The sequence below is a fragment of the Allobosea sp. RIT-PG3_2 genome, assembly GCF_057321085.1.
On record NZ_JBXWCA010000001.1, the window covers coordinates 1,020,544 to 1,043,798 of the forward strand.

The window sequence follows — 23,255 nt, forward strand, 5'->3', positions numbered from 1 at the left end:
CCCCCCTCCCCGCAGGCCGTCCATCGGACTTCGCGGGCGGACGAGGCGATGGGCGCGCGAATTCCCAAACGCGGAGCTTCCGGAGTTGGCCCTTTTCAGGCTCCGAAGACGTCCGGTTTCAGGCAGCCGGGCTGATCGCTCCCATGGAGGGCCGAGGTTGGCCCTAGCTCGAAGCGACGTGGCCATGTCCCGAGAGCTTTCGTGGTTCGAGCGCTACCCTTGCGGTCCGGCACATTGAGCCATCATTGCTGGCCTCAATGCCTAGGCAGTCAAACCTGGTGGCTTGGTAGGCGGGTGCGGCCGACGCGGCCATCTCGGCAAAGACCTTGTTCAGGTCCGACATGTCGCGGACCGCACCACCGGGAAAATCGATCTCGATGGCGCCGGGACTACCGTTGGGTTGCAATGCCGCGACTCCTGAGCTCCTTCGCAGCGTTCGCCAACTACAGATGGCCCAGATCAATCATCGCCGATGACGGCAATGACGTCGATCTCCACGAGACAGTCTCGTGCGAGCATGCCCGTCTGCACGCGCGTCCGAACCGGGAAATTGCGCTTGAAGAACCGGGAGTAGATCTCGTTGAAATTGTTCCCAGTGCGATAATCTGCGTCGCCATTTCGAGCGTCTGCCACGAAGACGACAACCTTGACGACATCGTCGATCGTGGCGCCGGCGGCCTTGAGCGCTCTCTCCATGTTTTGGAGAGCAAGCTCGGCCTGCTTTTCGAAACCTTCGGCCCAAACGCCATGCTCATCCCAGCCGACCTGGCCGGCGAGGAAGACGAATGTCCCCTTCGCTTTGACCACATCAGAGAAGCAGGGCCATTTTTCGGGATGCCCTGGCAGGGTAATCGATTCGCGCATTTTCAGTCTCCTGTACAAAAATGTTTCTCGGGTGGCGGATTACTGATCGAGATTTGCGTGAGCCTAGCCGCACTCAGGCCTTTACTTTGGCACCTTTGGCATCGGCCAAGTGTCCGACAGCCGGTACCCGGACGGAAATGGATCGGATGGATCCAGCATGTGCTGATGGATGCCGGTGATCCAGGCACGGCCGGAAATGACCGGAACGATGGCCTGCCTGCCAGCCAGATCGACCTCTGACTCTAGCAGGCAGTCGAACTCCGTATCCACGATGGACAAGCCAATGAACCGCTCGCCGACGGCCAGATCGCCGCGAGCATGGAGAACCGCCATCCTAGCCGAACAGCCGGTACCGCAGGGCGACCGGTCGATCTTGCCCGGCTGGATCGCGACGGCGCTCATGCCGCGCATCGCGCCGTCCTTCCGCGACACCGGCTCGATCATCTGGCAGAATGAGATGTGGTCCCAGCCATTTGTCGGATGCGAGAAGCCCAATTGCTCGTTGGCGGCGTTGGTGACGCGGACGCCTATCTCGGCGATATCGCGGGCCTGATCCGGACGAATGGCCAAACCCAGTGACCCGGCATCAACGATCACGAAGCTGTCGCCGCCCCATGCGATGTCCACAGACAGCGTGCCGATGCCCGCAACCTCGATTGTCGCATCGAGCCTGTCCACGAAGGATGGATGATTGCGGACACGGATGCGCTCGGCCTTGCCGTTGCGGCATTCGGCCTCGACCTCGATCAGGCCTCCCGGGGGCTCTAGGAGCAGCCGTGTCATGGGTTCCTGCATCGGCACGATGCCGGTGTTGAGCAGGACTGTGGAAACGCAGATCGAGTTCGAGCCCGACATGGGCGGCGTATCGCCGGGCTCCATGATGATCCAGCCGGTATGAGCCCTGGGATCCTTGGGCGGAACCAGCAGGTTGACGTGCCGGAAGACGCCACCTCGCGGCTCATTGAGCACGAAGTTTCGCAAACTCTGATCGCGGGCGATGAACTGTGCTTGCTCCCAAATCGTTTCGCCGGGCGGCGGCAGGACGCCGCCCACGATGACATCCCCGACCTCTCCCTCGGCGTGGCAGCTGACGACATGGACGACACGGTTGCTTTGCATGGAACCCTCGGAACCTCGGAATTTGCGCCGGCGCCTCGGCAGGCGACTGTGACTGGGCGGATCAGGACGCTGCGCGTGAAAGCGTTCAGTGGTCCGGCGCATACAGGGCGCGATAGACCAGCCGAGCCGCGACGAGATCGGCCAGAGACGATCCGACGGCTTTGAAGACCGTCACGTGCTCGGCCGATTGGCGTCCGACCGCGGCACCGCGGCACAGCTCGGCCAGCGTTCCCCGAACCTGGTCCTCGGCGATCACCCCCGCTTCGATCGGCTGAATGAGGTCGCCGGATTCATGCAGCGCGTCGCTCGTGTCGACATAGATCTGTGCAGCCGCCATCAGGCGATCATCGACCTCGCGCATCGCCGGCGTAAAGCTACCGATCAGATCGACATGGGTTCCAGGCCGCACCCAGTCACCCTTGATCAGGGGAGAGGTCGACAAAGTCGCCGCCGAGATGATGTCGGCTTCGCCGGCCGCGCTCTCGAGATTATCGACTACGGTCGCGGCAAAGCCGTTGGAGGCAAGGCTGGAGGCTAGGCGCTGTGCGCTATTGGGGTCGATGTCCCAGACCGCAACCGTATCGATCGGTCGAACGGCGCGAATGGCCTCAGGGACGAGGCTAGCGACCCGGCCGGAGCCGAGCAGCAGAAGCTTCCGCGCACCCTCGCGCGATAAGAATCTGGCGCCGAGCGCAGCCGTCGCCACGGTTCGGCGGGCCGTAACGGTGTTGCCATCGATCAAGGCCAGCTGTTGCCCCGTCTCGCCGTCGTACAAGATATAGGTTGAGGCAAGACCTGGCAGGCCTTTGGCGGAATTTCCGGGAAATACGGTGACGATCTTGACGCCGAGGATGCTGTCCTCCTCGCCATCGTTGCTCCATGCCGGCATCAGAAGCAGCGTGGCCTGCGGCTTCCCGGTGCGGTGGATGGCATGATGGTGCCGCAGCGGCGCCTGACATCCTGCCGCGAAGCCCGCTGCCAAAGCATCTATCAGGACCGGATAATCGAGCGCCGACGCCGTCTGGGCCGCTGCAACAATCGTAGGTGAGGACACCCTGATCTCCCTTCCATCATGGCAAAGCTGTGCCATCGCCCGATCGATCGAACGATCGGGCCCGTCAGACTGAATTTTTCCGAGGCTTATCGTTTGATGGCGTTCAGGAACGCCTTGGTTCTTTCGTTTTGCGGGTCCTTGAAGATCGCTTCCGGGGTCCCGTCCTCGACTATTTTCCCACGCTCCATGAAGATCACGCGATCGGCGATATCGCGCGCGAACCCCATTTCATGGGTCACCACCAGCATCGCCATCTTGGTCTCGAGAGCGAGGTTGTGGACGACTTCGAGAACTTCGCCGATCACTTCTGGATCGAGCGCCGAGGTGATCTCGTCGAACAGCATGATCTGCGGCTTCATCGCCAGAGCGCGCGCGATCGCCACGCGCTGCTGCTGACCACCCGATAGTTGCGAGGGATAGGACGTCCCTTTTTCAGCGAGGCCAACCCGTTGCAAAAGGCCCTCGGCAAGATCCCGCGCCTCTGGCCTGCCCATCTTGAGAACATGAATCGGAGCCTCCATGACGTTTTCGAGCGCGGTCATGTGAGGGAACAGATTGAACTGTTGAAACACCATCCCGATCTTGCCGCGGATCGCCCGGAACTCTCGATCCGATCGCGCTTTCGAGGCGGGCGTGTCGCCAAGACACAAGACATCGCCGAACACCCTGATCTCGCCCTCATTGGGACGTTCCAAGGTCATCAGCAGACGCAGGATCGTAGTTTTCCCAGATCCGCTCGGACCAATCAACGACACCCGCTCGGACGGCCTGATCTGAAGATTCAGATTGTCGATGATCGTGAACGCCCCGAACGATTTCGACACGTTGACGAATTCGGCCGCCAGAGGAGCCCCGGTGTCGCTTGTGCTCTGATGGTCCATTTTTAACGCACTCGATGAGGGAAAGAAGACATGCCGGTAGCCTCCACTTTCAAGCTCGACCGTATGCGGTCTTCAGTTCGAGATAGCGAACCAGGCGGGAGAACCCGAAGCCAATGACAAAGTATATGATGCCGACGAGTGTGAAAGCTTCGAAGTAACGGAACGTTTCTCCAGCGAAATTCAACGCCGCGCCGAGGAGCTCAACAACTGTGATCGTCGCTAAGAGGGCTGCGTGCTTGTACATTGAGATGAGGTAGTTTCCGATCTGAGGCAGGACGATACGGAATGCCTGGGGCAGCACGATCCTGGTCCATGTCTTGAGGCGCGAGAATTGGAGCGCGACACATGCCTCCCATTGCCCGCGGGGAACCGCATCGATGCCCGCCCTAAAGACCTCCGAAATATAGCTGCTGTAATGCAGGCCGAGACCCAAAATTCCGGTAAACAGCGGACTGAACGAAGGCCCGTAAAGTGGCAGGACGTAGAACAGCAGATACAATTGGATCAGGAGAGGAGTGCTGCGGACGACTGTAACGAAGCTATCGATCACCAGCACCAGCGCCTTGTTTCCACCGCGCCGTGCAACCGCGATCAGCAATCCCAACGTGAGAGCAACCGCCATGCCGGCCGCCGTCGCATAGAGCGTGACGAGCGTGCCTTTGAGGAGCGCCGGAAGCAGATCCAGCATGATTTGTGCGCTGAAGGTCATGTCGTCGGCACTTTCGGCTTCCATTGCCCGCCAGAACGCTTCTCGAGAGATTTGTTCAACGCAATGAGAGGGAGAGCCAAGATCAGATAGATAACGAAGATCGACATATATATAAGCGTCGGATGGCCGTAATACTGAACAAGTTGCGCGCCAGAGAATGTCAGCTCCGTGATCGTGATCAGCGACACGAGAGACGTCGCCTTCAACAATTCGAGCGCATAATTGCCAAAGGCGGGCAGCATGACCGGTATCGCCTGTGGAATGATGATCCGCCGATAGCTCAGGCCCGTGGTCATGTTGAGCGCGGTGGTCGCGTCATGCTGTCCGCGATCGACCGACAGAATGGCAGAGCGCACGACTTCAGAAATATATGCCCCGAAATTCAAGGCGAGCACGAGACAACCCGTAGTGAACGCTTCCAGCCGAATTCCGATCAGCGGGAAGACGAAGAAGAAATAGAAGATCTGGACGAGCGAGGATGTGTTGCGGAACACCTCGATATAAGCGGCCAGGGGAATCGAAATCCATTTCACCTGGGACAGGCGTGCCAGCCCGACGGTGAAACCCACCAGGAGCGCACCAGCGCCGGAGACAAGCGTGAGCAACACGGTGGTGTATGCGCCACGAAGCAGCGTCGGACCGATTTCAAAGAGGAGGTTCACGCTCGCTCCCGGGCAAGAGGGTGCTAGTTTTTAGCTGCGCAGAGATCGGCAGTGCTGATGTCCGCGGGCGCAATGTCGGCCGCCGTGAATCCGAACGGCTCCAGAAGCCTTACGATCTCACCCGATTGCTTGGCTGTCTTCAGCCAGGCGTTCCAGGCCGCGAGAAGTTCTGGATGCGATTTCCGAAAGCCGAGTGCACCGTATCCGATAACCGGGTTGCCATCCTTGTCCACCGGCGGCTTCGACATCGCAACATAGCCAAGCTCAGGATGCTTGTTGCCCGCCAGCAAGCCGCGGATGGTGATCGAGGTCTGCATCATGACGTCGACCCGGCCCGCCTTGATGCCAGACGCCGCCGTGGTCAGATCGGGGAAGATGACGACCTGAGCATCAGGAATACCGTTGATCCTGGCGTACTCCCGCTCGGCGCCACCGGTGACGACGGCAAGACGGATGGCGGCATTGCCCTTCACGTCATCCAGGCTCGTCAGTTTGGACGGATTGCCGGCCTTGGTTACGAAGGCCTGCGTGCTGACCCATTCAGGATCGCCAAAGGCGATCTGCTGGCAACGGGCGGGCCGGATTTGCATCCCCGCGCCGATGAGGTCGAGACGCTTCGCATCGAGAGCAGGGATGATGGAGACGTACTGCGTCAGAACGCCGTCCATCTTGTCGACGCCAATCGACTTCAGGAAGGCTCGGACGAGCGTCGGCTCGACACCGGCGAGCTCACCGGTTTCGTCGACATAGCCCCACGGCGTGAAGTTCGAGAAACCTACCCGGGCGTAACCCTGTCCCTTGATCGTCGCAAGACTGTCGGCCTGGGCGAAGGTCGCGAATGTCGTGGCCGCAGTAGCGATCACCGCACTCTTCAGCAAATTTGCGACGCTGGATTTCAGCGAAATCGATCTCATGGGCTGTCTCCTGGTTCTTGCGACCGTTATTTGCGCTCTGCGCATGCCTGCTCGGCCGTGGTGCCTTCTTTCGGCAGTGTTTCCGGGCCGAAGCCGAATGGTTCGATAATCTTCGTCACGCGGCCGCTTTTCAGGCCCGTAGCCAGCCAGGCGTTCCATGCCTCGCGAAGCGAGACGTCCTCCTTGCGAAAGGCCATGCCGCCGTACCCGACGGATTCGGCACCGGTTTCGTCCCGCGGCTGCTCACTCAGTGTCACGAAGTCGAGGCGAGCGTCGTTGGCGCGGGTCAGCGCGCCCCGGATCGTTACGGTGGACGCCACGACAGCGTCGACCCGGCCGGCTTGGAGGCCGGCAATGGCTGCGGACAGATCCGGAAACAGGAGACGGCGTTCCTGGGGAATGCCCGCGAGCTCGGAGAAGCGAATTTCGCCAGCTCCCGTCAGCAAACCGATTTTGGCGTCGAGGTGCTTGGCGATCCCCACGAAACTGTTCACGCCCTTGGGATTGCCCTTCTTGACGGCGAAGGCGCGATTGATCTGATATTCGGGGTTGCCGAAAGACACGATCTTGCAACGCTCGGGCTGGATCAGCATGCCTGTGGCGACGATATCGAAGCGCTTGGCAACCAGGCCGCCGATCAGTGATCCGAAATCCGTCACCACGGGTTCGATGGCGGCTACGCCCATATCGGCGAAGAAGGCCCGCACGAGCTCCGGAGCCTGACCGGTAACGCGGCCATCGGGCATCACGAAGCCGTAGGGGTTGATGTTGGCGAAGCCGATCCGGATCTTGCCCTGCGACTTGATCCTTTCGAGGCTGTTGTCCTGCGCCTGTGACCAGGCGGTCGACGACGCCAACACCGCCCAGCTCGCAAGCGCGCCCCTGATAACGAGACGCCTCGACGGATTACCCGATTTGTTCCGCCTCATTGCCGTTGCTCCCGTGTTGGATCACGATCAAGCGTCGTCGATCACCGCGATGACATCGATTTCGACCAGACAATCACGCGCAAGCATCGCAGCCTGAACACGGGTTCGAACTGGCCGGTCCGTTTTGAAGTAGCGCGCGTAAACTTCGTTGAAGACATCGCCGTAGCGAACATCAACGAGATAGGCGTTGACCTTCACGACATCGCCGATCGTTGCTCCAGCCGCGTGAAGAGCGACCTTCATGTTTTCGAGAGCAAGCTCGAGCTGGCTCGCGAAATCGGGCGCCCATGTGCCGTGCTCGTCCCAGCCGACCTGTCCGGCGAGAAACACCAGGGTGCCCTTCGCCTTGACGATGTCGGAATAATATTTGGCAGGGTGCCCCGGCAGGGTGATCGCTTCGCGCATGATACCTAAGCCTCTGAAAGGAAGAGCAAGAGAGCCTCGAACTCCAAGCTCGGAGTAACTAAGGTGTAACATATTACCTGTAGCCGTCAACATTTTTCTCGACCGGAATCTGTCGTACATCTACAAGAAGCACGCCATCACCGAGGGGCTCCGAAGCCAAATGTCCGAGCTGCGTGTGAGCCAATTTTCGATCGCGCAAACGATCAGCCTGCGCGAGCGCGTGCGGCAACTCCTGTTGACACAGATCATGTCGGGCGAACTGGTCCCGGAAGAAATCTACTCGGTCGCCCAACTGGCATCTGGACTGGATGTGTCCCCGACACCCATTCGTGAAGCGGTTCTCGACCTGGCGAGCAAGGACCTGCTCGTCATTCATAAGAACAGAGGCTTCTCGGTTCCTGCGACCTCGCCTGAGGAACTCGATGAACTCCATAAAATCCGCGTCCTGCTGGAGGTACCGGCAACGGTGGAGGCGGGCATGAAGATGGATGAGCAGCACGCACGTCATGCGAGGAGCATTGCCGAGCAAACGGTCGAGGACGCACAATCGATCGATCTCATCAAATATGTCGAAGGCGACCGCCGCTTCCATCAGGCGTTCCTTGTCCCTCTCGGCATGCCGCGCTTGACCGAACTGATCGTGAATTATCGTGACCGGGCGCGGCTGAGAGGGCTACGCGCGAGGTTGGGAAGCGAAGAGATCGTCATTGCTGCCAAGCAGCATATCGAGCTCGTCGACGCTGCTTTGGCGAGAGACGAGACATCGCTCAAGGAGATCATCACCAACCACATCGAAGCCACCAGGGCACGATGGAATGCGGAGGAATGACCGCCGGCTTTTTTAAGAGCGCTGAAACGAGGAACTGAGCACTACCCCCGGCCGACGAACGGCATTTTCGTCGCCATGACGGTCATCGACAGGACGTTTGCGTCGAGCGGCAGACTGGCCATATGGAGCACCGATCGAGCGACATGCTCGACGTCCATGACCGGCTCCGCCTCGGAATAGGTTCCAGACGCCTTGGAGCGCTCGATCATGTCGCGAGCGATCTCCGTTAGAGCGTTGCCGACATCGATTTGCCCACAGGCGATATTGTATTTGCGCCCATCCAACGAGGTGATCTTCGTCAAGCCCGTGATCGCGTGTTTCGTCGCACTATAGGGAGCCGAGGCCGGGCGCGGGACATGCGCGGACAGGGAGCCGTTGTTAATGATCCGGCCGCCAGGCGGGTCCTGGCTCTTCATCAGCCTGAACGCTGCCTGAGTGCAGAGGAACGGGCCAGTCAGATTGGTCGACACCGTCGTGATCCAATCGTCATAGGCAATGTCCTCGATCGAGCCGCCGCGCGTCACGCCGGCATTGTTGAAGAGCACGTCGAGGCGCCCAAAATGCTGCTGGCATTGGAGGAACAGGTCTTGTACCGCCGCCGGGGTGGTGACGTCGCAGGAGACGCATAGTGCGTTTTTCCGCATCGGGCCGCTCTGCTCAGCGGATTCTTTCAGGGCATCGAGCCTGCGACCCGCCAGCACGACGTGATACCCGTTCTTGAGGAAGGCGACGGCCGTGGCGCGGCCGATGCCGGACCCGGCCCCCGTGACGAGTGCGACCTGCTGGCGAGCTGGCATAGATGGGCCTCCTGATTCAAATGCGACGATGTCAGGCCGATGCCGCGTCGGGCGTGACGTAGTCGTAGATCGTCAACGCGATCACCTCGATGGCGGCCATCAGCTCGCCATCGGAGACGGTCGGATCGCCCTCCTCGATGACGACCTTGCCGTGGTCGACCAAGCCGGGCGTATAAGCGACTGCGGCACTTCCCCAACCAGCCGTGAAGTAGTGGAGCCCGAGATAATGGGACCAGACGATCGAGCGCGGCTCGCGCTTGATGACGTTCTTCAGATTGGCGCTCAATGCCTTGTGCAGAGGGTCTTCCGGCGGCGTGTAGGAGCTTGAAACCGAATGCGGAAAGGCGACTTCCATCCTGATCCCGGTCTCGCGTGAAGCCTCCGCAACGACAGCCTTGAGAACCGCCATCGCATCTTCGAGCCTTTCCTCCGGGTTCATCCGGCGGTCGACGAACAGGGCGCATTCGTCGGGTATGAAGGTTGCGTCCAGATTGGCGGCGATCCGGCACATCGCAATCGTCGGTGTATTGGCATGGGCGGGAATGATGTCGATTGGCGTCTTGATCGCCGAAAACTGCTTGGCAAGCGTCCGGATCTTCTCCTGAACGGCCATCATGCCTTCGATGGCGTTGACGCCTTCCGTCGGCCGCGAGCCATGTGTCGCCTTGCCGAAGGCCGTGATCTTCGCCCAGAAATGGCCCTTGTAGCCGGCGGTCACGATGTCCGGGCCTCCCAGGCTGGCCGCCAACACGGCTTTGCTGCGGCCGATGCCCTTCATCGCCAGATAGCCGGCACCCGTTTCGCCGCCGATATAGGCATCGGGCGTTGCCGACAGAAAAACCGACTTGTTCAGCTTCACGCCGCTTTTGGCGAGTGCTTTGAGTGCCAGGATCTGAGCGATCGACCCCGCCCGCTCCTTTCTCGCGCCCCAATAGAGGTCGTAGTTGTTGTTCAGGTGAATCCCGATCTCATCGCTGTTTCCGCGAAGCAGCGCCGTGACGATCACGCGGGGAACCGCCTTGAACACGGGGAGATATTGGCGCGAAAGCGACAGGTCATTCCCCCAGTGATCATCGAGATAGTTTTGTGGGACCTCGATCTGTTCTGTAGGCGTAAAAGCGGAGAGATGTTCCGTCAGATATTTTACGGTTTCGGCATAGCCCTCCCCGGTCGTCGCATCGGCCGGGATTGCCGTCATGTCGGCCAGCATGGAAGCAGCTTCCGCTCGCATCGCCTTGGCCGCCTCTGCGACTTTCAGTCTGTCCTGCTGAGACACGTTGTTCTCCTCGTTTTGCGACGCGAGGCCGGCGTCGGCCTTCTAAGGAGTAATATGTTACCGGCTACATACCACGTGTCAATGCACGAAAGCGCCTCGCGTGGAATCTATCGACGGTCGGCCCCTGCCCAGATCCCTCGAGCGTGTCGGAGATGCCTCCCCATCAAATCCTGGGCGTCCGCGACGTTGCCGGCCTCGATCAGATCAATCAGGGTGCGATGCTCCTGGGCGGAAGAGAGCAGCTCGTCCGAGCCACGCAGCCGGGTCAATCCGAGCAACCTGGTCTGGTCCCTCAACGTCGTGACCATCTCGACCAGACGTGAATTCCCGGTCTCCGAGAGCAGACCGACATGGAACTGCCGGTCGGCAGCCAGGAACGCGACCAGGTTGCCCTCGGCAGCCGCCCGTTCGGTCTGCGCGGCGAGATCGAACAGGAGCGTGCGCCCATCGAGTCTGGATCGTTGCGCGAGGCACATGATGGCCGGCACTTCAAGATAGAGGCGGCACTCGACCAGTTCGTCGAGATCGTGCTCGTCGATCTCGCGAACCGAAAAGCCTCGGTTCCGCACCATCACGATCAGGCGCTCGCCAGCGAGATGAAGGAGCGCTTCCCGCACGGGCGTCGGGGAGACCTTGAGCTGCTCGGCAACCTCGCCGATCGAGTAAAGCCGTCCGGGCGCGAGCGCGCCGATCAGAATCTCCGCCCGAAGAATTCGGATGGCCTGCTGTCGAAGACTGATGCCGGAGAGGCCCTCATTGGCAACGTAGGAAGGCTTCATTGAACACCCTACGGGAGGAGGATGCAGGCCACCTGGGCCGGCATCATCGTCTCTCGTCGTCATTTGCTATCGCGTGGGGAGACAGCAGGCCCGGCCTATCAGTTCTGGCAAAGCGACGGGGCAGTAATGCTTGCGGGTGGAATGTCGTTCGCGCTCAGGCCGAACGGCGCGACGATACGGACCGCCTCTCCGGACTCGCGGGCCTTGCGCAGCCATGCATTCCACGCCTCCAGGAGCTCGCTGTCGCCCTGGCGGAAGCCCATGCCTGCATAGGCCGTCACCGATTGCCCCTTTTCATCGAGCGGCTGCTGGGACAGTTCGGCGAATTCGATTTCGGGGCTGTTGGTCTTTGCTAGAACATATCTGAGCGCGACGCTCGCCCCGGTTGCAGCTTCGATGCGCTCAGCTTGCAGGCCGGCGATCAACTTGTCGAAATCGGGGAACAGGACCTGCTGGTCCTTGCTCACGCCGGCGATGTCGGCGAAGCGGATTTGCCCGGCGCCGGTCAGCATGCCCAGCCGGGCGCTCTTGTTGTTGGCGACGTCCTTGAAGCTCTTCAGCGCGAGCGGATTGCCCTTCTTGACGACGAAGCCTTGAAGCAACTGCATTTCAGGGTCGCCGAAGGCGATCTGCTCGCAGCGCCGCGGCTGGATCTGCATCGCCACCGCAATCATGTCGAAGCGCTGGGCCTGCAAACCGCCGATCAGGGATCCGAACTCGCCCACGACGCCCTCGACCTTGTCGACACCAAGGCTTCTGAAAAAAGCCTTGGCCAGCTCGGGCGAAGAGCCCGTCACGTCGCCGCTAGGGCCAACGAATGATGTCGGCGCGAAGTTCGAAAGGCCGATCCGGGCCGATTTCTGGCTTTTGATACGCTCGAGCGAATTCTGAGCATGAGAAGGGCTGATCTGGCTCGCCAAGGTCAGCCCACCAAGGAGGGCCATGCCCACAATACGGCAATATGGCTTCGAGAACCTGATCTGCATGGTGACGTCTCCTCGCAAAGGAAATGCTCAATCTCGTCGCCGAAGGCCGAGACGTGTCGCTCTGGCAGACATCCAATGGGCACTGGGGCGGGTCAAGTAAGATGTAAGGCGTTACATATTACAACATCGAGTTCGATGGTCAACCGCTTATGCGCTGGCTGACGAGTGCTAAAGCCGTCGCGTAGAGGTTCGATGAGGGCCTTTATGGTGGGACTGATGGACGTCCAACAGTCCGCACGAAGTCGCCAGAAAACAGACGCTCGATAGATCGAAAAAAGGTCGATTCCGGCCCTGACCTGCTGCTCAGTGGAAGTCTACTTTCCGGCAGAGACCCAAATACCGCTTATGGCGCATCTCGTCCGGACGGGCGATCGGCGTTTGTGGCTATAGCCGACGCTTTGAGAGTCCGCATTAGGGCCCTCTCATTTTTCAGGCTACCCCGGAAACCTTGCGTTTCCTGCATGATCTAACGCAGACTTGAAGAATGTCTGCCAAGCCGCAATAGCGCTGGCGGTCAGCGCGTTCCGATCCTTAGGCCAAACAGCTTGGGGATTGCCGCAGCCGCCCGCATGACTGCGGAGGGTGCCTCGCCGCGCTCCTCCGCTTCTTCGCAGCCGATGATGCCCCAGCGCACGAAGCGGCCGCCGACAACGCGGAAAGGCTCCGGCGGCAAGGCAGAGAGCTCGCGTTGGCAGAAGGGAAGGTTCGCCCATTCGTCCTGTTCGCCGAGCACCAGGGATGCGAGCGACTGGCCGCCGATATAGGTCGGATTGACGCCGTGGCCGGAATAGCCGCAGCCGTAATGAACGCGCGTGCCAGGCAGCGTCCGGAAGAACGGCAGCCGATCGGAGGAGACATCAATGCCTCCGCCCCAAATCTTCGCCACCGCGACATCGCCGAGGCCTGGGAGCAGCCTCCGCAAGCCGCGCTCAGCGCGGGCGGCCGATGCCACATCCTGCGTCAAGCTGGGGTCGACCGCACTCCCGTTATAGCTGATCGGGCCGGAGCCTGAGCCCATCAAGACCCGTCCATCGATGGTCTTGCGGAAATAGTGCACGAACATCCGCATATCGGCGAGGCCTTCCTCGTCCGTCCAGCCGATCTCCTGCAGCTTGTCCGGAACCGGCTCCGTCATCAGCGCATAGCTCGAGAAGACGCTGACGTACGGCTTGATCTCGCGGCGGCTGGCGAGACCGGTATTAGTCGCGAGCACGACCTCGCGCGCGACGATCTGTCCTCCGGTCGTGCGAATCCGATTGGGCGAGCCGGTGTCGAGCCCTGTCAAAGGCGTGTTCTCATAGATCGTGACGCCGGCCTCGATCGCCGCTTGGCGCAAGGCTCGGACGAGCCGGGCCGGGTGCACATTGGCGCCCTCGGGCAAATAGATGCCGCCTCGAAAGGCCGGGGATTTGCAGTAGGCCGCGACCTCCTGCGGCGAGAGCTCACGGGCCGTGTCGGGGACGCCCAAGCGCCGGGCCGTCGCTAGGGTGGCCGCGACCTTGACATCCTGCGCCGGTGAAGCGGAGACCCGGACATTGCCGGCCTCGCGCCACCAGACATCGCGCCCCGGCGCGGTCGCGAAGCGGCGAATTGCATCCTGTGCCCTGGTGCCGGCGCGGGCGACCGCGAGCGCGGCGTCTGCGCCGAGAGAAGCTTCCATTCCGCCAAGCGAAGCCCAGTAGCCATGGGCCTTCCCCCCGTTCTTGCCGCTCGCGCCCGAGCCGCAGAGCGACGCCTCGATGAGTGCGACGCTCAGTCCGGGGGCGCGCTCGCGCAATGCCAGTGCCGTCCACAACCCCGTGAAACCGCCGCCGACGATGGCAACGTCCACCGTAATTTCACCCTTGAGCGATGATGACGGCGGAGCGCCGCCCTCGGCCTTGAGAGCATCGGTGAACCACCAGGACGGATCACCTGGGAGCATGCTGGGAGCAGTCAAATCTCGTGACATGTCGCGACCGATTTCATGGAGAAAGACGTGGACGGCGAGGCGCCTGCTGCGCCCGTTAGACGAGGGCCTGGACCTGTACCTCGACCAGGATGTCGTCGGCGGCGAGACGGGACTCGACCGTCGCGCGCGCCGGCGGCTGCTCGGGGTCGACCCAGGTTTCCCAGACGGCGTTCATTTCGTTGAACGTGCCGACATCCTTCAGCCAGATATTTGCGGTCACGAGACGGGTGCGATCGGTACCGGCCATCGCGAGATAGGAATCGATCTGAGCCAGGATATCGGCCGTCTGCTCGCGCACGCCGCCGCTGCGGTCCTTGGCGGTCAGCCCGGAGAGGAAGGCGAATCCGTTCGCAACCAGAACCTTGCTCAAGCGGCCGGTGACTTCATGACGGGTAATCATTGTGCCTCTACTCGTTGTGTGTGGGGGGGGAGAAGGGGAGCGAGCTGCTGCTTATCGCTTTAGAGGTGCGATTCTCTGATGCGGATGATCCAGACCAGCTTGGCCTCTTCGCCGCTGCGATTGACTAGGTGATGCGGGATGCTGCTTTCGAACTGGAAGCTGTCGCCCTCGCGGATCTCTGCTGCGGCGTTGCCGACGGTCAGCTCTACCCGCCCCGAGAGTACGTAGCCGGCCTTGTCGCCCGGCCCGGTCAGGACATCGTCGCTGGTCGCGCCCGGCGGTAAGGTGAGGATCATGAAGCGGAGCTGGTTGTTATCCTTAGGAGACAGCAGCTCCTTGGTCAGAAGACCGGGACCCACGACAAAGCGTGGGCGGTCCTCCCGGCGGCGGACGAAGGCCGGCTCGCCTTCGGATGTCGCCTCCCGTTCGAGGAAGGCCCAAAGATTGACCCCGAGCGCGCCCCGCAGCTTCTGCAGCGTGCTGATCGAAGGGTTCGAATTGCCGCGTTCGATCTGGCTGATGATCCCGGCGGAGAGCCCTGCCTTGGCCGCCAGCTCGAGGATTGTCAGGTTCCTTTCGTTGCGCAGCGCTCGCAGCCGCTGCCCGATCTGGACGGCGTCATCGTCGGAGGGCGCCGGGTCGGTAGCGTCTTCAAAAGGCTTCGGCATGCAAGTGGGTCCATTTAAGTGAAAATGGACCATAGTGAAATTCATTGTTTTGCGCAATTGGGTCGCGCGCGAATTTCTCTGATATGAAATTATTCAATTAATTCAATGGTATAAGGGTTTATTCTCCGAAATTCAGCTCCCGGCTCGCGTTTCATTCTTGACACGTAATTCAATATAATGAAGCAATGCTCATGGAACTCCGGGAATGACCAGTCGGGAGGTATGAATGTTGCAGGTTCAGAAATGCGTCGAGGGAAACGCGTCGCGGTCCCCGGCGTCAGTGTCTGGTCAACGCGCCACTCGATGCGCCGGATGGTGCCCGCGGCAGGCCGCCTTCGAACTTGTGATCGGCGCAGGTGGCCAGGCGAAACGACTGCCGCTGCGCGACCGGAAAATCCGATCATTTTCAACGATACCAAGGGGACTGCGATGACCGCTTCACGCGTTGCTGCTCTGTTGCTCGGCCTTGCTGCCGCAACCCCTGCGTTTGCCGGAAAGGCGAACGACACGCTCACCGTGTCATGGGACCGCGAGCAGACCACGCTGGATGTCTATTACTTCACGGACCATTCCGGCCTCACCCTGATGAACAACGTCTGGGACGGGCTTGTCGATCGCGACCCCAAGACCGGGGAGTATGTCGGCAATCTAGCCACGAGCTGGAAGTGGGAGAGCCCGACAAGCCTCATCTTCGAGCTGCGGAAAGGCGTCAAATTCCACAACGGCGAGGATTTCGATGCCGACGACGTCGTCTACACAATCGACTACGTCAAGGACCCGGCGAACAAGATCCTGCTGGTGCAGATGATCAGCTGGATCGACGCCGTCGAGAAGGTCGATCAATACACCGTGCGCATCAAGCTAAAGCGCCCGTTCCCGGCGGCGCTGGAATATCTCTCGCTGGGCGTGCCGATCTATCCGGATGAATACTATAAGAAGGTCGGCACGGCCGGGATGGGCAAGAACCCGATCGGCACCGGTCCCTATAAGATCACCTCGTTCTCTCCCGGGCGAGAATACGTGATGGAGCGGAACGACGCCTACTTCTCAGGCGGGACGAAGCCCAAGGCGCGCATCAAGCGGGTCGTTGTCCGGACCCAGAAAGACCTCAACCTGATGATGGGCGAGCTCATGACGAAGCGCGCCGAATTCCTGTGGAGGCTGACGCCGGACCAGGCCGACCAACTGGAAAGCATCCCCACAATCCGGGTCGAGCGCTCGCCGACCCTGCGGGTCGCCTTCCTGACCTTTAATGCGCTTGACCCGCAGTCGCCGCTCGCGCGTCCCGAGGTCCGTCGCGCCCTCGCCCATGCGGTCAATCGCGACGCGATCGCCAAAAATCTCATCCGCGGTGGAGCGGCCACGCTCAAGACGGTCTGCGCGACCAATCAGCTTGCCTGCCCCGCGCCAGGGGTCGATTACGCCTATGATCCGGCCAAGGCCAAGGAGCTTCTGGCCAAGGCGGGGGTGCCGGACGGTTTCGAGACCTCGATCGGCTCCACCTCGGACCGCTTCATCACCGAGGCGGTGATCGGCGATCTCCAGCGCGTCGGCATCCGCGCCAACATGAACTTCAACGTCTGGGCCGCCTTCCGCGACAAATGGGTCAAGCGCGAGATGCCGCTCTTCCACGCCTCGACCGGCTTCTGGGGCATCAGCGACGCCTCGATCGCGTTCGGGACCTATTTCGCCGAGGCGCCGCAAGACCTTTCGCGGGACCCGGTCGTGACCGAAGCGATCCGCAAGGCTGACGGTACTCAATCGGTCGAGGAGCGGACGAAGTTCTACAAGGAGGCGCAGGACCGTATCCTGGATCAGGTCTACTGGCTGCCGCTCGTCGAGATAACGAACAATTATGCTTTCTCGAAGGAGCTCGATTTCACGCCGTCTCCGGATGAGATCAACCGCTTCTACCGCGCTGCCTGGAAGTGACCTTCATGAACCTTTCGATCGGCCCCAATTCTAAGGGAGGTTCGCATTGGCAAGTTTCGCGCTGAAACGAATCCTCGTTGCTGTCCTGGTCGCCTTCACCGTCTCGGTCGTGTCTTTCACCGTGCTGCGCCTCTCGGCCGATCTTGCCCAGGCGCTGGCCGGTGAGGGTGCCAGTTCCGAGCAGGTCGAGCAAATCCGCATCAGCTACGGTCTGGATCGGCCGCTTGCGCTGCAATATCTCGACTGGCTCGGGAAAATCGTCCGCGGCGATCTGGGGGAGTCGTATTACTTCAAGCAGCCGGTCTTGGCGCTAATCCTCGAACGCGTCCCGGTCACCTTCACCGTCGCGACGCTGGCGATCGGGCTGGCCTTGCTACTCGCGATCCCGCTCGGCATCTGCGCAGCACTGAATCGAAACAGCTGGCTGGACCGGCTCTGTCTGACGACGGCCGTGGTCGGCCAGGCGGTACCGAGCTTCTGGCTCGCGCTGATGCTGATCTACATCTTCGGCCTGCACTGGCAGTGGCTGCCCTTATCGGGCAGCGAGGAGTGGCAGGGCTTCATCCTGCCGATCATCGTGCTCGCCTATTATGCGATGCCGGCGATCATGCGCCTGACGCGGGCGGGGATGATCGAGGTCCTGCATGCAGACTACATCCGGACCGCGCGTGCCAAGGGGCTGAGCCTCAGGGCCATCGTCACAACCCACGCCGTGCGCAATGCGCTGATGCCGGTCGTGGCGCTCACCGCCGTGCAGTTCGGCTTCCTGCTCGGGGGCTCGACGGTCGTCGAGACAGTCTTCGCGCTGCATGGCGTCGGCTATCTCAGCTGGGAATCGATCCAGCGGGCAGATTTCCCCGTCGTCCAATCGATCGTGCTGATGTTTTCGATGATCTTCGTCGTCCTCACGCTGGCGGCTGATCTGCTGAACGCCGCCATCGATCCCCGGGTGCGCCTGCAATGACCGATCTGTCTCTCTCCGGGCCTCCGGGCGCACCGGCACTGCGCTCGCGCGCCAGACGTTGGCTGCGCAACAGCGGCGCGAGTGTTGGCGGGGCGATCGTCCTCATCGCCGTTCTCTGCGCGGTCGCGGCGCCGCTCCTGGCCCCGTATGACCCTTATCTCCAAGATCTGCCGATGCGGCTAAAGCCGCCGGTCTGGGCGGCGGAAGGCAGCTGGACCCATATCCTGGGGACCGACCAACTCGGCCGCGACTATCTGAGCCGCCTGATCTACGGCAGCCGGATCTCGCTCCTGATCGGCTTCGGCACCGTCTTGATCTCGGGCTCGATCGGTATCCTGCTGGGCATGTTGGCCGGCTTCTATGGTGGCCGCTTCGACCTGGTGATCTCCTTCTTCATCACCGTGCGGCTCGCCATGCCGATCGTTTTGGTCGCGCTCGCGGTTGTCGGGCTGATCGGGAGCTCGCTCACCGTCGTGGTCGCCGTTCTCGGCTTTCTGCTATGGGATCGCTTCGCCGTGGTGGCGCGGGCCACGGTCATGCAGCTGCGCGACAGCGAGTACATCATCGCGGCGCGCTCATATGGCGGCTCCGACAGCAGAATCATGCTGCGGCATGTGCTGCCGAACATTCTGGGTCCGATCCTGGTCGTATTCACGCTCGAGATCGCTCATGCGATCCTGCTCGAGGCCGCTCTTTCCTTCCTCGGCCTCGGTGTCCAGCCGCCGCTGCCGTCCTGGGGGCTGATGATCGCCGAAGGGCGAAACTACGTCTTCTTCACGCCCTGGGTGATCACGATTCCTGGTGTCGCGCTCGTGGTCCTGGTGCTCGGCATCAACCTGCTGGGCGACGGGCTGCGCGACCTGAGCTCGCCGAGAGACGCTGCCGACTAGATCCCAGACATGCCCAGCGGCGCCCGCCGCGGATCACACGCCTTCCACGTGGCCGGTGTCGCGCCACGATCACCAAGAAAGAGGAACGGAAGAATGCTTGAACACGCGATGACTGAATACAAGAAGCGGGTGAGCGACGTTCGCGGTGGGTCGAAGGCCCGCCCGCGCGACCCCAATGAGCGCCGCGCGCAGTTCGAAGCCTATGCGGACATCTTCAAGGAGCCGTATCCCGCGAGCCTCACCGTCACGAACTGGTTCATCGCCGCGCCGGGGCGCGAGATCCCGGTCCGGATCTACAGCCAGAAATCGGACGAGAAGCAGCCGACGATCGTCTACTTCCATGGCGGCGGCTACATGTCCGGCAGCCTCTACACCCACGATACGGTGGTTGCGAACCTGGCGGCCGGCACCGGCGCCCAGATCGTCGCCGTACATTATCGCCGGGCGCCGGAGAACCCCTATCCGGCTGCGGTCGATGACGGCTTCTTCACGCTGCAATGGCTCGAAAAATACGCCGACCGCTACAAGATCGACCTCGATCGCCTCGCGATCGCCGGCGACAGCGCCGGAGGCGGCCTGACCGCGGCCATCTCGATGATGTCCCGTGACCGTCAAGGCCCGAAGCTAGCGATGCAGGTCCTGCTGTATCCCGGCCCAATGAACACGGATCTGGAGACCGATAGCTATGTTCGGATCAACCACGATCCGCAGTTCAACAAGAACGATCTCGAGTTCTATCTGAAGGCCTATCTATCGGATAAGCTGGACACCAAGGACCCCTATGCCGTGCCGCTGCAGGCGACCAACTACGCCGATCTGCCGCCGGCCTTCATCCATGTCGCCGAACTCGACCCTCTTTACGACGAAGGCCTGCTTTACGGCGAGCGAATGAACGCAGACGGGGCACAGGCCGAGGTCCGTGTGGCCAAGAACCTTGAGCACAGCTTCCTGCGCGCCGTCACGGTCTCGCCCGAAGCGCGGGAGGAAGCCGCCTATCTCTACGCCGCGATCAAGCGCGGCCTGAGAATCGGCTAAACAATTGGGGCGGGCGATCGTCTGGACGCGGTCCGCCCCGATTGCCAAGAGCGAAGTGCATTTACTACGTCTGCCCAAGCTTATCAGGCTTTTACCGAGCGGTTCGGCTGCGGCCGGTCGCGAACGCCTCGCACGAGCAGAGCGATCTCGAATTATGCCGTCACTAGTGCTACGGCTGCGCAGATACTGGGAGCGTGCCGAACGTCCGGTTCCAGGCGATGAGCCAACGTCTGCAACTGGCGCCGAGCGCCCTCGCCGCTGGCTACCGTAATGGCGACCATCTAAGCGGATTACTCGCTGCCCAACAGGATCTCGACGAAGCATGCTGCCAGGCGGCTCAAAGGCCGGCTTCGCACCGTCATCAGGCATATAGTGATCGGCAATTCCGGCGTCACATCCAGCCTCACCAGCCCCTCGAAGCGCTGAGCCTGGGTCAGCAGGCTGTCGATCAGGATCAAGTCGCCCTGGCGCGCCAGCAGATGGGCGGCGGAAATGCTGTAGGGCACGGTCATGAAAGGGGCATAATCGATGCCGGCCTGCTCCTGGGCGCGCGCGAGGCGCGCTGCGGCTGCGATCCCGTACCGCTGCTCCTCGCATTCATCCTTGGGCCGATGATGGAGGAAAACCTCCGCCGCGCGCTGCTGATCACAAATGGCGATGCGAGCGTTTTTCTCACGCGGCCGGTGTCGGCCGCGCTTCTCGTGGTTGAGCTAGCGCTTATCCTGCTGGCGATGCTCCATCCTTGGGCCGAAAGCGCGATCAGGTCTTTCAATAAAAGTGAATTTAAAAACAAACACATCACCGGGTGTAATCCGGCCATTCCGAACCTAGAGGACACGCTGGCAACGGCATCGATCGAGCTCCAGTGCCTAGGCGCGTCACCAGTCGACGACCGTGCCGTCGGCGGTGACCGCATGCTGAGTGTGGAGAATTTCCTGCTTGAACGGGTGCAAGGCAGCGACCTTCTCGTTGACCTCGATGCCAAGCCCTGGCGCTTCCGATAGCTGCCACGCACTCTTCACGCGCCGCATCGGAAGGGAGACCACCTCATCGTACCAGGGCACGGCCCCGACCATTTCCTCCTGGATGATGATGTTGGGCGTCGCGAAGCCGAAATGCAGCGCCACCGCACCGGCAATCGGACCGAGCGGGTTGTGAGGCGCAAGGCCGATGCCTGCGGCCTCTGCCATCGAGGCGATCTTGCGCCCTTGCGACAGTCCTCCAACATGGCAGAGGTCGGGCTGGGCGATGTGTGTAGCGCGACTTGAGAAGAGGTTCTCAAAATCGTCCAGGTGAACCAGCCGCTCGCCCGTGGCAATTGTGCAGGGCGAATTCGTCGTGATGGTCTTCAACGAGGCGATCTCACCCGGCGGGATCGGCTCCTCGACGAAGAGCGGTCGGTAGGGAGCCAGCACCTCGAGATAGCGCATGGCCGCCGCGGCCGAGGCGCACCGGCCATGGAAATCCACCATGAGTTCGACGTCGTCGCCGACGGCCTCGCGCAGCGACCGCATGAGGCTGTCGACATGGCGAAGCCCCTTTGTGGTGGCGGTGTAGTGCGTATAGGGAATGAACACGACCTTGAGCGCGTTGTATCCCTGCTCGACCAGGGCGAGCGCGCTTTCGGCCAGCGCCGTCGGATCGAAGGTCTCGTAGACCGCGCGCATGTCGCCCAGGCCAAGGTGGGTGTAAACCGGAAGCTCGTCGCGGACCTTGCCGCCCAGCAGTCGCCAGACCGGCTCGCCGAGCGCCTTGCCACAGATGTCCCACAGCGCCTGCTCGATGCCGCTGATCGCGGACATGCCGATGACACCGAGGCGCCAGAAGCTTTGTTTCTGGAGAATCCGGACGATCTGTTCGATGTCGCGCGGGTCACGACCTATGATTAGCGGTTTCAGGTCCTCGATCGTCCCCACGACGCCGCGGGTCTTCCATTCCAGCGTCGCCTCGCCCCAGCCATAAAGCCCGGGCTGGTTGGTGACGACCTTGACGAAGATCCAGTTCCGCATCTCGGCGTTGACGACGAGAGTGGTGATGTCGGTGATTTTCATGGAACTCTCGAATGCCGTTAGTTGGCAGTGCGGCCCGTCGCGAGGCGGTCGCCGCCCGGTCGATGAGGAACGATGGTTCTCGGCGCTCCCGGCTTGCATGATCGCCCGCCGGGGAGCGCCGGGCTCACTTCGTCGTGTTCAATTGCCGCGGATCTTGGCGAGATCGGCCTGGATGCGATCGATCGTATCCTTGCCGATGGTCGCCTGATGGCGCTGGTACACGGCGGCGGTCGCCTCGCGCATCTTCGTCAGCTCGTCGGGCGTCACCTCAGAGACCTGCATCCCCTTGGACTTCAGATTGGCCAGCGATTTGTCGTTCAAATCACGCGCGACGCGGCGCTCTTCGTCGCGGCCGACGATCGAGCAATCGGTCAGGATGGTCTGCTCCTCGGCCGAGAGCTGGTCCCAGAGCTTCTTCGAATACAGCATCAGGAACGGCGTGTAGGCGTGGCGGGTTAGCGTGAGGTACTTCTGCACCTCGTAGAGCTTCGAGGTGTCGATCGTGACCAGCGGATTTTCCTGGCCGTCAATCGCATGGGTTTCGAGGGCGGCAAAGACCTCGCCGAAGGCCATCGGCGTGGCATTTGCGCCCATGCTCTTGAAGCTGTCGAGGAAGATGTTGTTCTGCATGACGCGGACCTTAAGCCCGGTCAGCTCCTCGGCCTTCGAGACGGCGCGCTTCGAATTGGTCAGGTTGCGGAAGCCGTTCTCCCAGTAGGACAGGTTGACGACGCCAAAGCCCGGCAGCTTGTCGGCGATGTATTTCCCGAACGCCCCGTCGAGGATGGCGTCGGCCTCCTTCTCGTTGGTGAACAGGAAGGGCAGGTCGAAGACGCCGAGTTCCGGCATGATGCCGACCAACGGCGAGGTCGAGGTGATCACCATCTCCTGCGTGCCGGCGCGAAGGGCCTGCGCCGCCTGCAGGTCGCCGCCGAGCGCACCGCCCCAGAAGGCCTGCAGCTTGAGCTTCCCGCCGGACTTCTCGGCCATGCAGCCCCTCATCTTGGCGACGCCGTTGCCGACCGGGTGGTCCTCGTTGATGCCGTTGGAGACGCGGATGTTGCGCTCCTTGATCTGCGCCTGGGCGGAGCCGGCGAGCGCCGCAAGGGCGACGCCGGCAAGGAGCGAAAGGATACGGGCAGTCATGGTCATGGTCTTCT

At 61.6% G+C, this 23,255-nt stretch carries 23 protein-coding genes; 5 read left to right on the top strand and 18 right to left on the bottom strand.

Translation table 11 applies throughout. From position 1 onward, the window contains the following. Positions 1 to 459: 459 nt before the first annotated feature. From AC2FAN_RS04665 to AC2FAN_RS04705, 9 genes are all read right to left on the bottom strand, one after another. Positions 460 to 864 (bottom strand): RidA family protein, encoded by a 405-nt coding sequence (locus tag AC2FAN_RS04665; protein ID WP_485172867.1) that lies wholly within the window; start codon positions 862 to 864, stop codon positions 460 to 462. 81 nt (positions 865 to 945) lie between these two features. Next, positions 946 to 1,983 (bottom strand): trans-3-hydroxy-L-proline dehydratase, encoded by a 1,038-nt coding sequence (locus AC2FAN_RS04670; protein ID WP_485172868.1) that lies wholly within the window; start codon positions 1,981 to 1,983, stop codon positions 946 to 948. 85 nt (positions 1,984 to 2,068) lie between these two features. Then, a complete protein-coding gene (gene lhpI / locus AC2FAN_RS04675) occupies positions 2,069 to 3,073 on the bottom strand; it encodes a bifunctional Delta(1)-pyrroline-2-carboxylate/Delta(1)-piperideine-2-carboxylate reductase (protein WP_485172869.1) in 1,005 nt (334 codons plus the stop codon). Between the two features lie 50 nt (positions 3,074 to 3,123). Then, entirely contained in the window at positions 3,124 to 3,918 is a 795-nt protein-coding gene (gene ehuA, locus AC2FAN_RS04680; RefSeq protein ID WP_485172870.1) for an ectoine/hydroxyectoine ABC transporter ATP-binding protein EhuA, read from the bottom strand. 49 nt (positions 3,919 to 3,967) lie between these two features. After that, positions 3,968 to 4,651 (bottom strand): ectoine/hydroxyectoine ABC transporter permease subunit EhuD, encoded by a 684-nt coding sequence (gene ehuD / locus AC2FAN_RS04685; protein WP_485172871.1) that lies wholly within the window; start codon positions 4,649 to 4,651, stop codon positions 3,968 to 3,970. Then, positions 4,624 to 5,289, bottom strand: coding sequence for an amino acid ABC transporter permease (locus AC2FAN_RS04690; RefSeq protein ID WP_485172872.1), 666 nt, complete (start codon positions 5,287 to 5,289; stop codon positions 4,624 to 4,626). Before AC2FAN_RS04690 ends, ehuD begins: the two co-directional genes overlap by 28 nt. Positions 5,290 to 5,312: 23 nt before the next feature. Beyond that, a complete protein-coding gene (ehuB, locus tag AC2FAN_RS04695) occupies positions 5,313 to 6,203 on the bottom strand; it encodes an ectoine/hydroxyectoine ABC transporter substrate-binding protein EhuB (RefSeq protein ID WP_485172873.1) in 891 nt (296 codons plus the stop codon). A gap of 26 nt (positions 6,204 to 6,229) precedes the next feature. Beyond that, positions 6,230 to 7,132: an ectoine/hydroxyectoine ABC transporter substrate-binding protein EhuB gene (gene ehuB, locus AC2FAN_RS04700; RefSeq protein WP_485172874.1), complete on the bottom strand. Its 903-nt coding sequence runs from the start codon at positions 7,130 to 7,132 to the stop codon at positions 6,230 to 6,232. A 27-nt stretch (positions 7,133 to 7,159) separates the two neighbouring features. Then, positions 7,160 to 7,537 carry a RidA family protein gene (locus tag AC2FAN_RS04705; protein ID WP_485172875.1) on the bottom strand — a complete coding sequence of 126 codons (378 nt, stop codon included), beginning with the start codon at positions 7,535 to 7,537 and terminating at the stop codon, positions 7,160 to 7,162. A 160-nt stretch (positions 7,538 to 7,697) separates the two neighbouring features. Between AC2FAN_RS04705 and AC2FAN_RS04710 the strand changes: the two genes are divergently transcribed. Next, positions 7,698 to 8,366 carry a GntR family transcriptional regulator gene (locus AC2FAN_RS04710; protein WP_485172876.1) on the top strand — a complete coding sequence of 223 codons (669 nt, stop codon included), beginning with the start codon at positions 7,698 to 7,700 and terminating at the stop codon, positions 8,364 to 8,366. Positions 8,367 to 8,407: 41 nt separating this feature from the next. On the opposite strand, the gene AC2FAN_RS04715 is transcribed toward AC2FAN_RS04710, so the two are convergent. The 7 genes from AC2FAN_RS04715 to AC2FAN_RS04745 all read right to left on the bottom strand — a co-directional run bounded on the left by AC2FAN_RS04715 (position 8,408) and on the right by AC2FAN_RS04745 (position 15,256). Beyond that, positions 8,408 to 9,163, bottom strand: coding sequence for an SDR family oxidoreductase (locus AC2FAN_RS04715; RefSeq protein ID WP_485172877.1), 756 nt, complete (start codon positions 9,161 to 9,163; stop codon positions 8,408 to 8,410). 31 nt (positions 9,164 to 9,194) lie between these two features. Beyond that, on the bottom strand, positions 9,195 to 10,439 hold the full coding sequence (locus AC2FAN_RS04720; protein ID WP_485172878.1) for a peptidase dimerization domain-containing protein: 1,245 nt from the start codon (positions 10,437 to 10,439) through the stop codon (positions 9,195 to 9,197). Positions 10,440 to 10,546: 107 nt separating this feature from the next. Next, positions 10,547 to 11,281: a GntR family transcriptional regulator gene (locus tag AC2FAN_RS04725; protein ID WP_485172879.1), complete on the bottom strand. Its 735-nt coding sequence runs from the start codon at positions 11,279 to 11,281 to the stop codon at positions 10,547 to 10,549. Positions 11,282 to 11,316: 35 nt separating this feature from the next. Continuing rightward, on the bottom strand, positions 11,317 to 12,204 hold the full coding sequence (gene ehuB, locus AC2FAN_RS04730; RefSeq protein WP_485172880.1) for an ectoine/hydroxyectoine ABC transporter substrate-binding protein EhuB: 888 nt from the start codon (positions 12,202 to 12,204) through the stop codon (positions 11,317 to 11,319). 514 nt (positions 12,205 to 12,718) lie between these two features. Then, positions 12,719 to 14,035 (bottom strand): NAD(P)/FAD-dependent oxidoreductase, encoded by a 1,317-nt coding sequence (locus tag AC2FAN_RS04735; RefSeq protein ID WP_485172881.1) that lies wholly within the window; start codon positions 14,033 to 14,035, stop codon positions 12,719 to 12,721. A gap of 175 nt (positions 14,036 to 14,210) precedes the next feature. Next, positions 14,211 to 14,555 carry a RidA family protein gene (locus AC2FAN_RS04740; RefSeq protein ID WP_476807015.1) on the bottom strand — a complete coding sequence of 115 codons (345 nt, stop codon included), beginning with the start codon at positions 14,553 to 14,555 and terminating at the stop codon, positions 14,211 to 14,213. A 59-nt stretch (positions 14,556 to 14,614) separates the two neighbouring features. After that, positions 14,615 to 15,256, bottom strand: a complete 642-nt coding sequence (locus tag AC2FAN_RS04745; protein WP_485172882.1) for a cupin domain-containing protein — start codon at positions 15,254 to 15,256, stop codon at positions 14,615 to 14,617. A 396-nt stretch (positions 15,257 to 15,652) separates the two neighbouring features. Between AC2FAN_RS04745 and AC2FAN_RS04750 the strand changes: the two genes are divergently transcribed. From AC2FAN_RS04750 to AC2FAN_RS04765, 4 genes are all read left to right on the top strand, one after another. Continuing rightward, the gene (locus AC2FAN_RS04750) at positions 15,653 to 17,155 is read left to right on the top strand and encodes an ABC transporter substrate-binding protein (RefSeq protein WP_485172883.1); all 1,503 of its coding nucleotides are present in this window, start codon (positions 15,653 to 15,655) and stop codon (positions 17,153 to 17,155) included. Positions 17,156 to 17,201: 46 nt separating this feature from the next. Beyond that, on the top strand, positions 17,202 to 18,119 hold the full coding sequence (locus tag AC2FAN_RS04755) for an ABC transporter permease (protein WP_476807012.1): 918 nt from the start codon (positions 17,202 to 17,204) through the stop codon (positions 18,117 to 18,119). Further along, on the top strand, positions 18,116 to 19,009 hold the full coding sequence (locus AC2FAN_RS04760; protein ID WP_485172884.1) for an ABC transporter permease: 894 nt from the start codon (positions 18,116 to 18,118) through the stop codon (positions 19,007 to 19,009). The genes AC2FAN_RS04755 and AC2FAN_RS04760 overlap by 4 nt, the downstream gene beginning before the upstream one ends. A gap of 129 nt (positions 19,010 to 19,138) precedes the next feature. Beyond that, entirely contained in the window at positions 19,139 to 20,044 is a 906-nt protein-coding gene (locus AC2FAN_RS04765; protein ID WP_485172885.1) for an alpha/beta hydrolase, read from the top strand. Between the two features lie 878 nt (positions 20,045 to 20,922). Here the strand turns inward: AC2FAN_RS04765 and AC2FAN_RS04770 are convergent. Both AC2FAN_RS04770 and AC2FAN_RS04775 read right to left on the bottom strand, forming a co-directional pair. After that, a complete protein-coding gene (locus AC2FAN_RS04770; RefSeq protein WP_485172886.1) occupies positions 20,923 to 22,194 on the bottom strand; it encodes an enolase C-terminal domain-like protein in 1,272 nt (423 codons plus the stop codon). Between the two features lie 39 nt (positions 22,195 to 22,233). Next, a complete protein-coding gene (locus AC2FAN_RS04775) occupies positions 22,234 to 23,241 on the bottom strand; it encodes a TRAP transporter substrate-binding protein (protein ID WP_265055565.1) in 1,008 nt (335 codons plus the stop codon). Between the last annotated feature and the right edge of the window lie 14 nt (positions 23,242 to 23,255).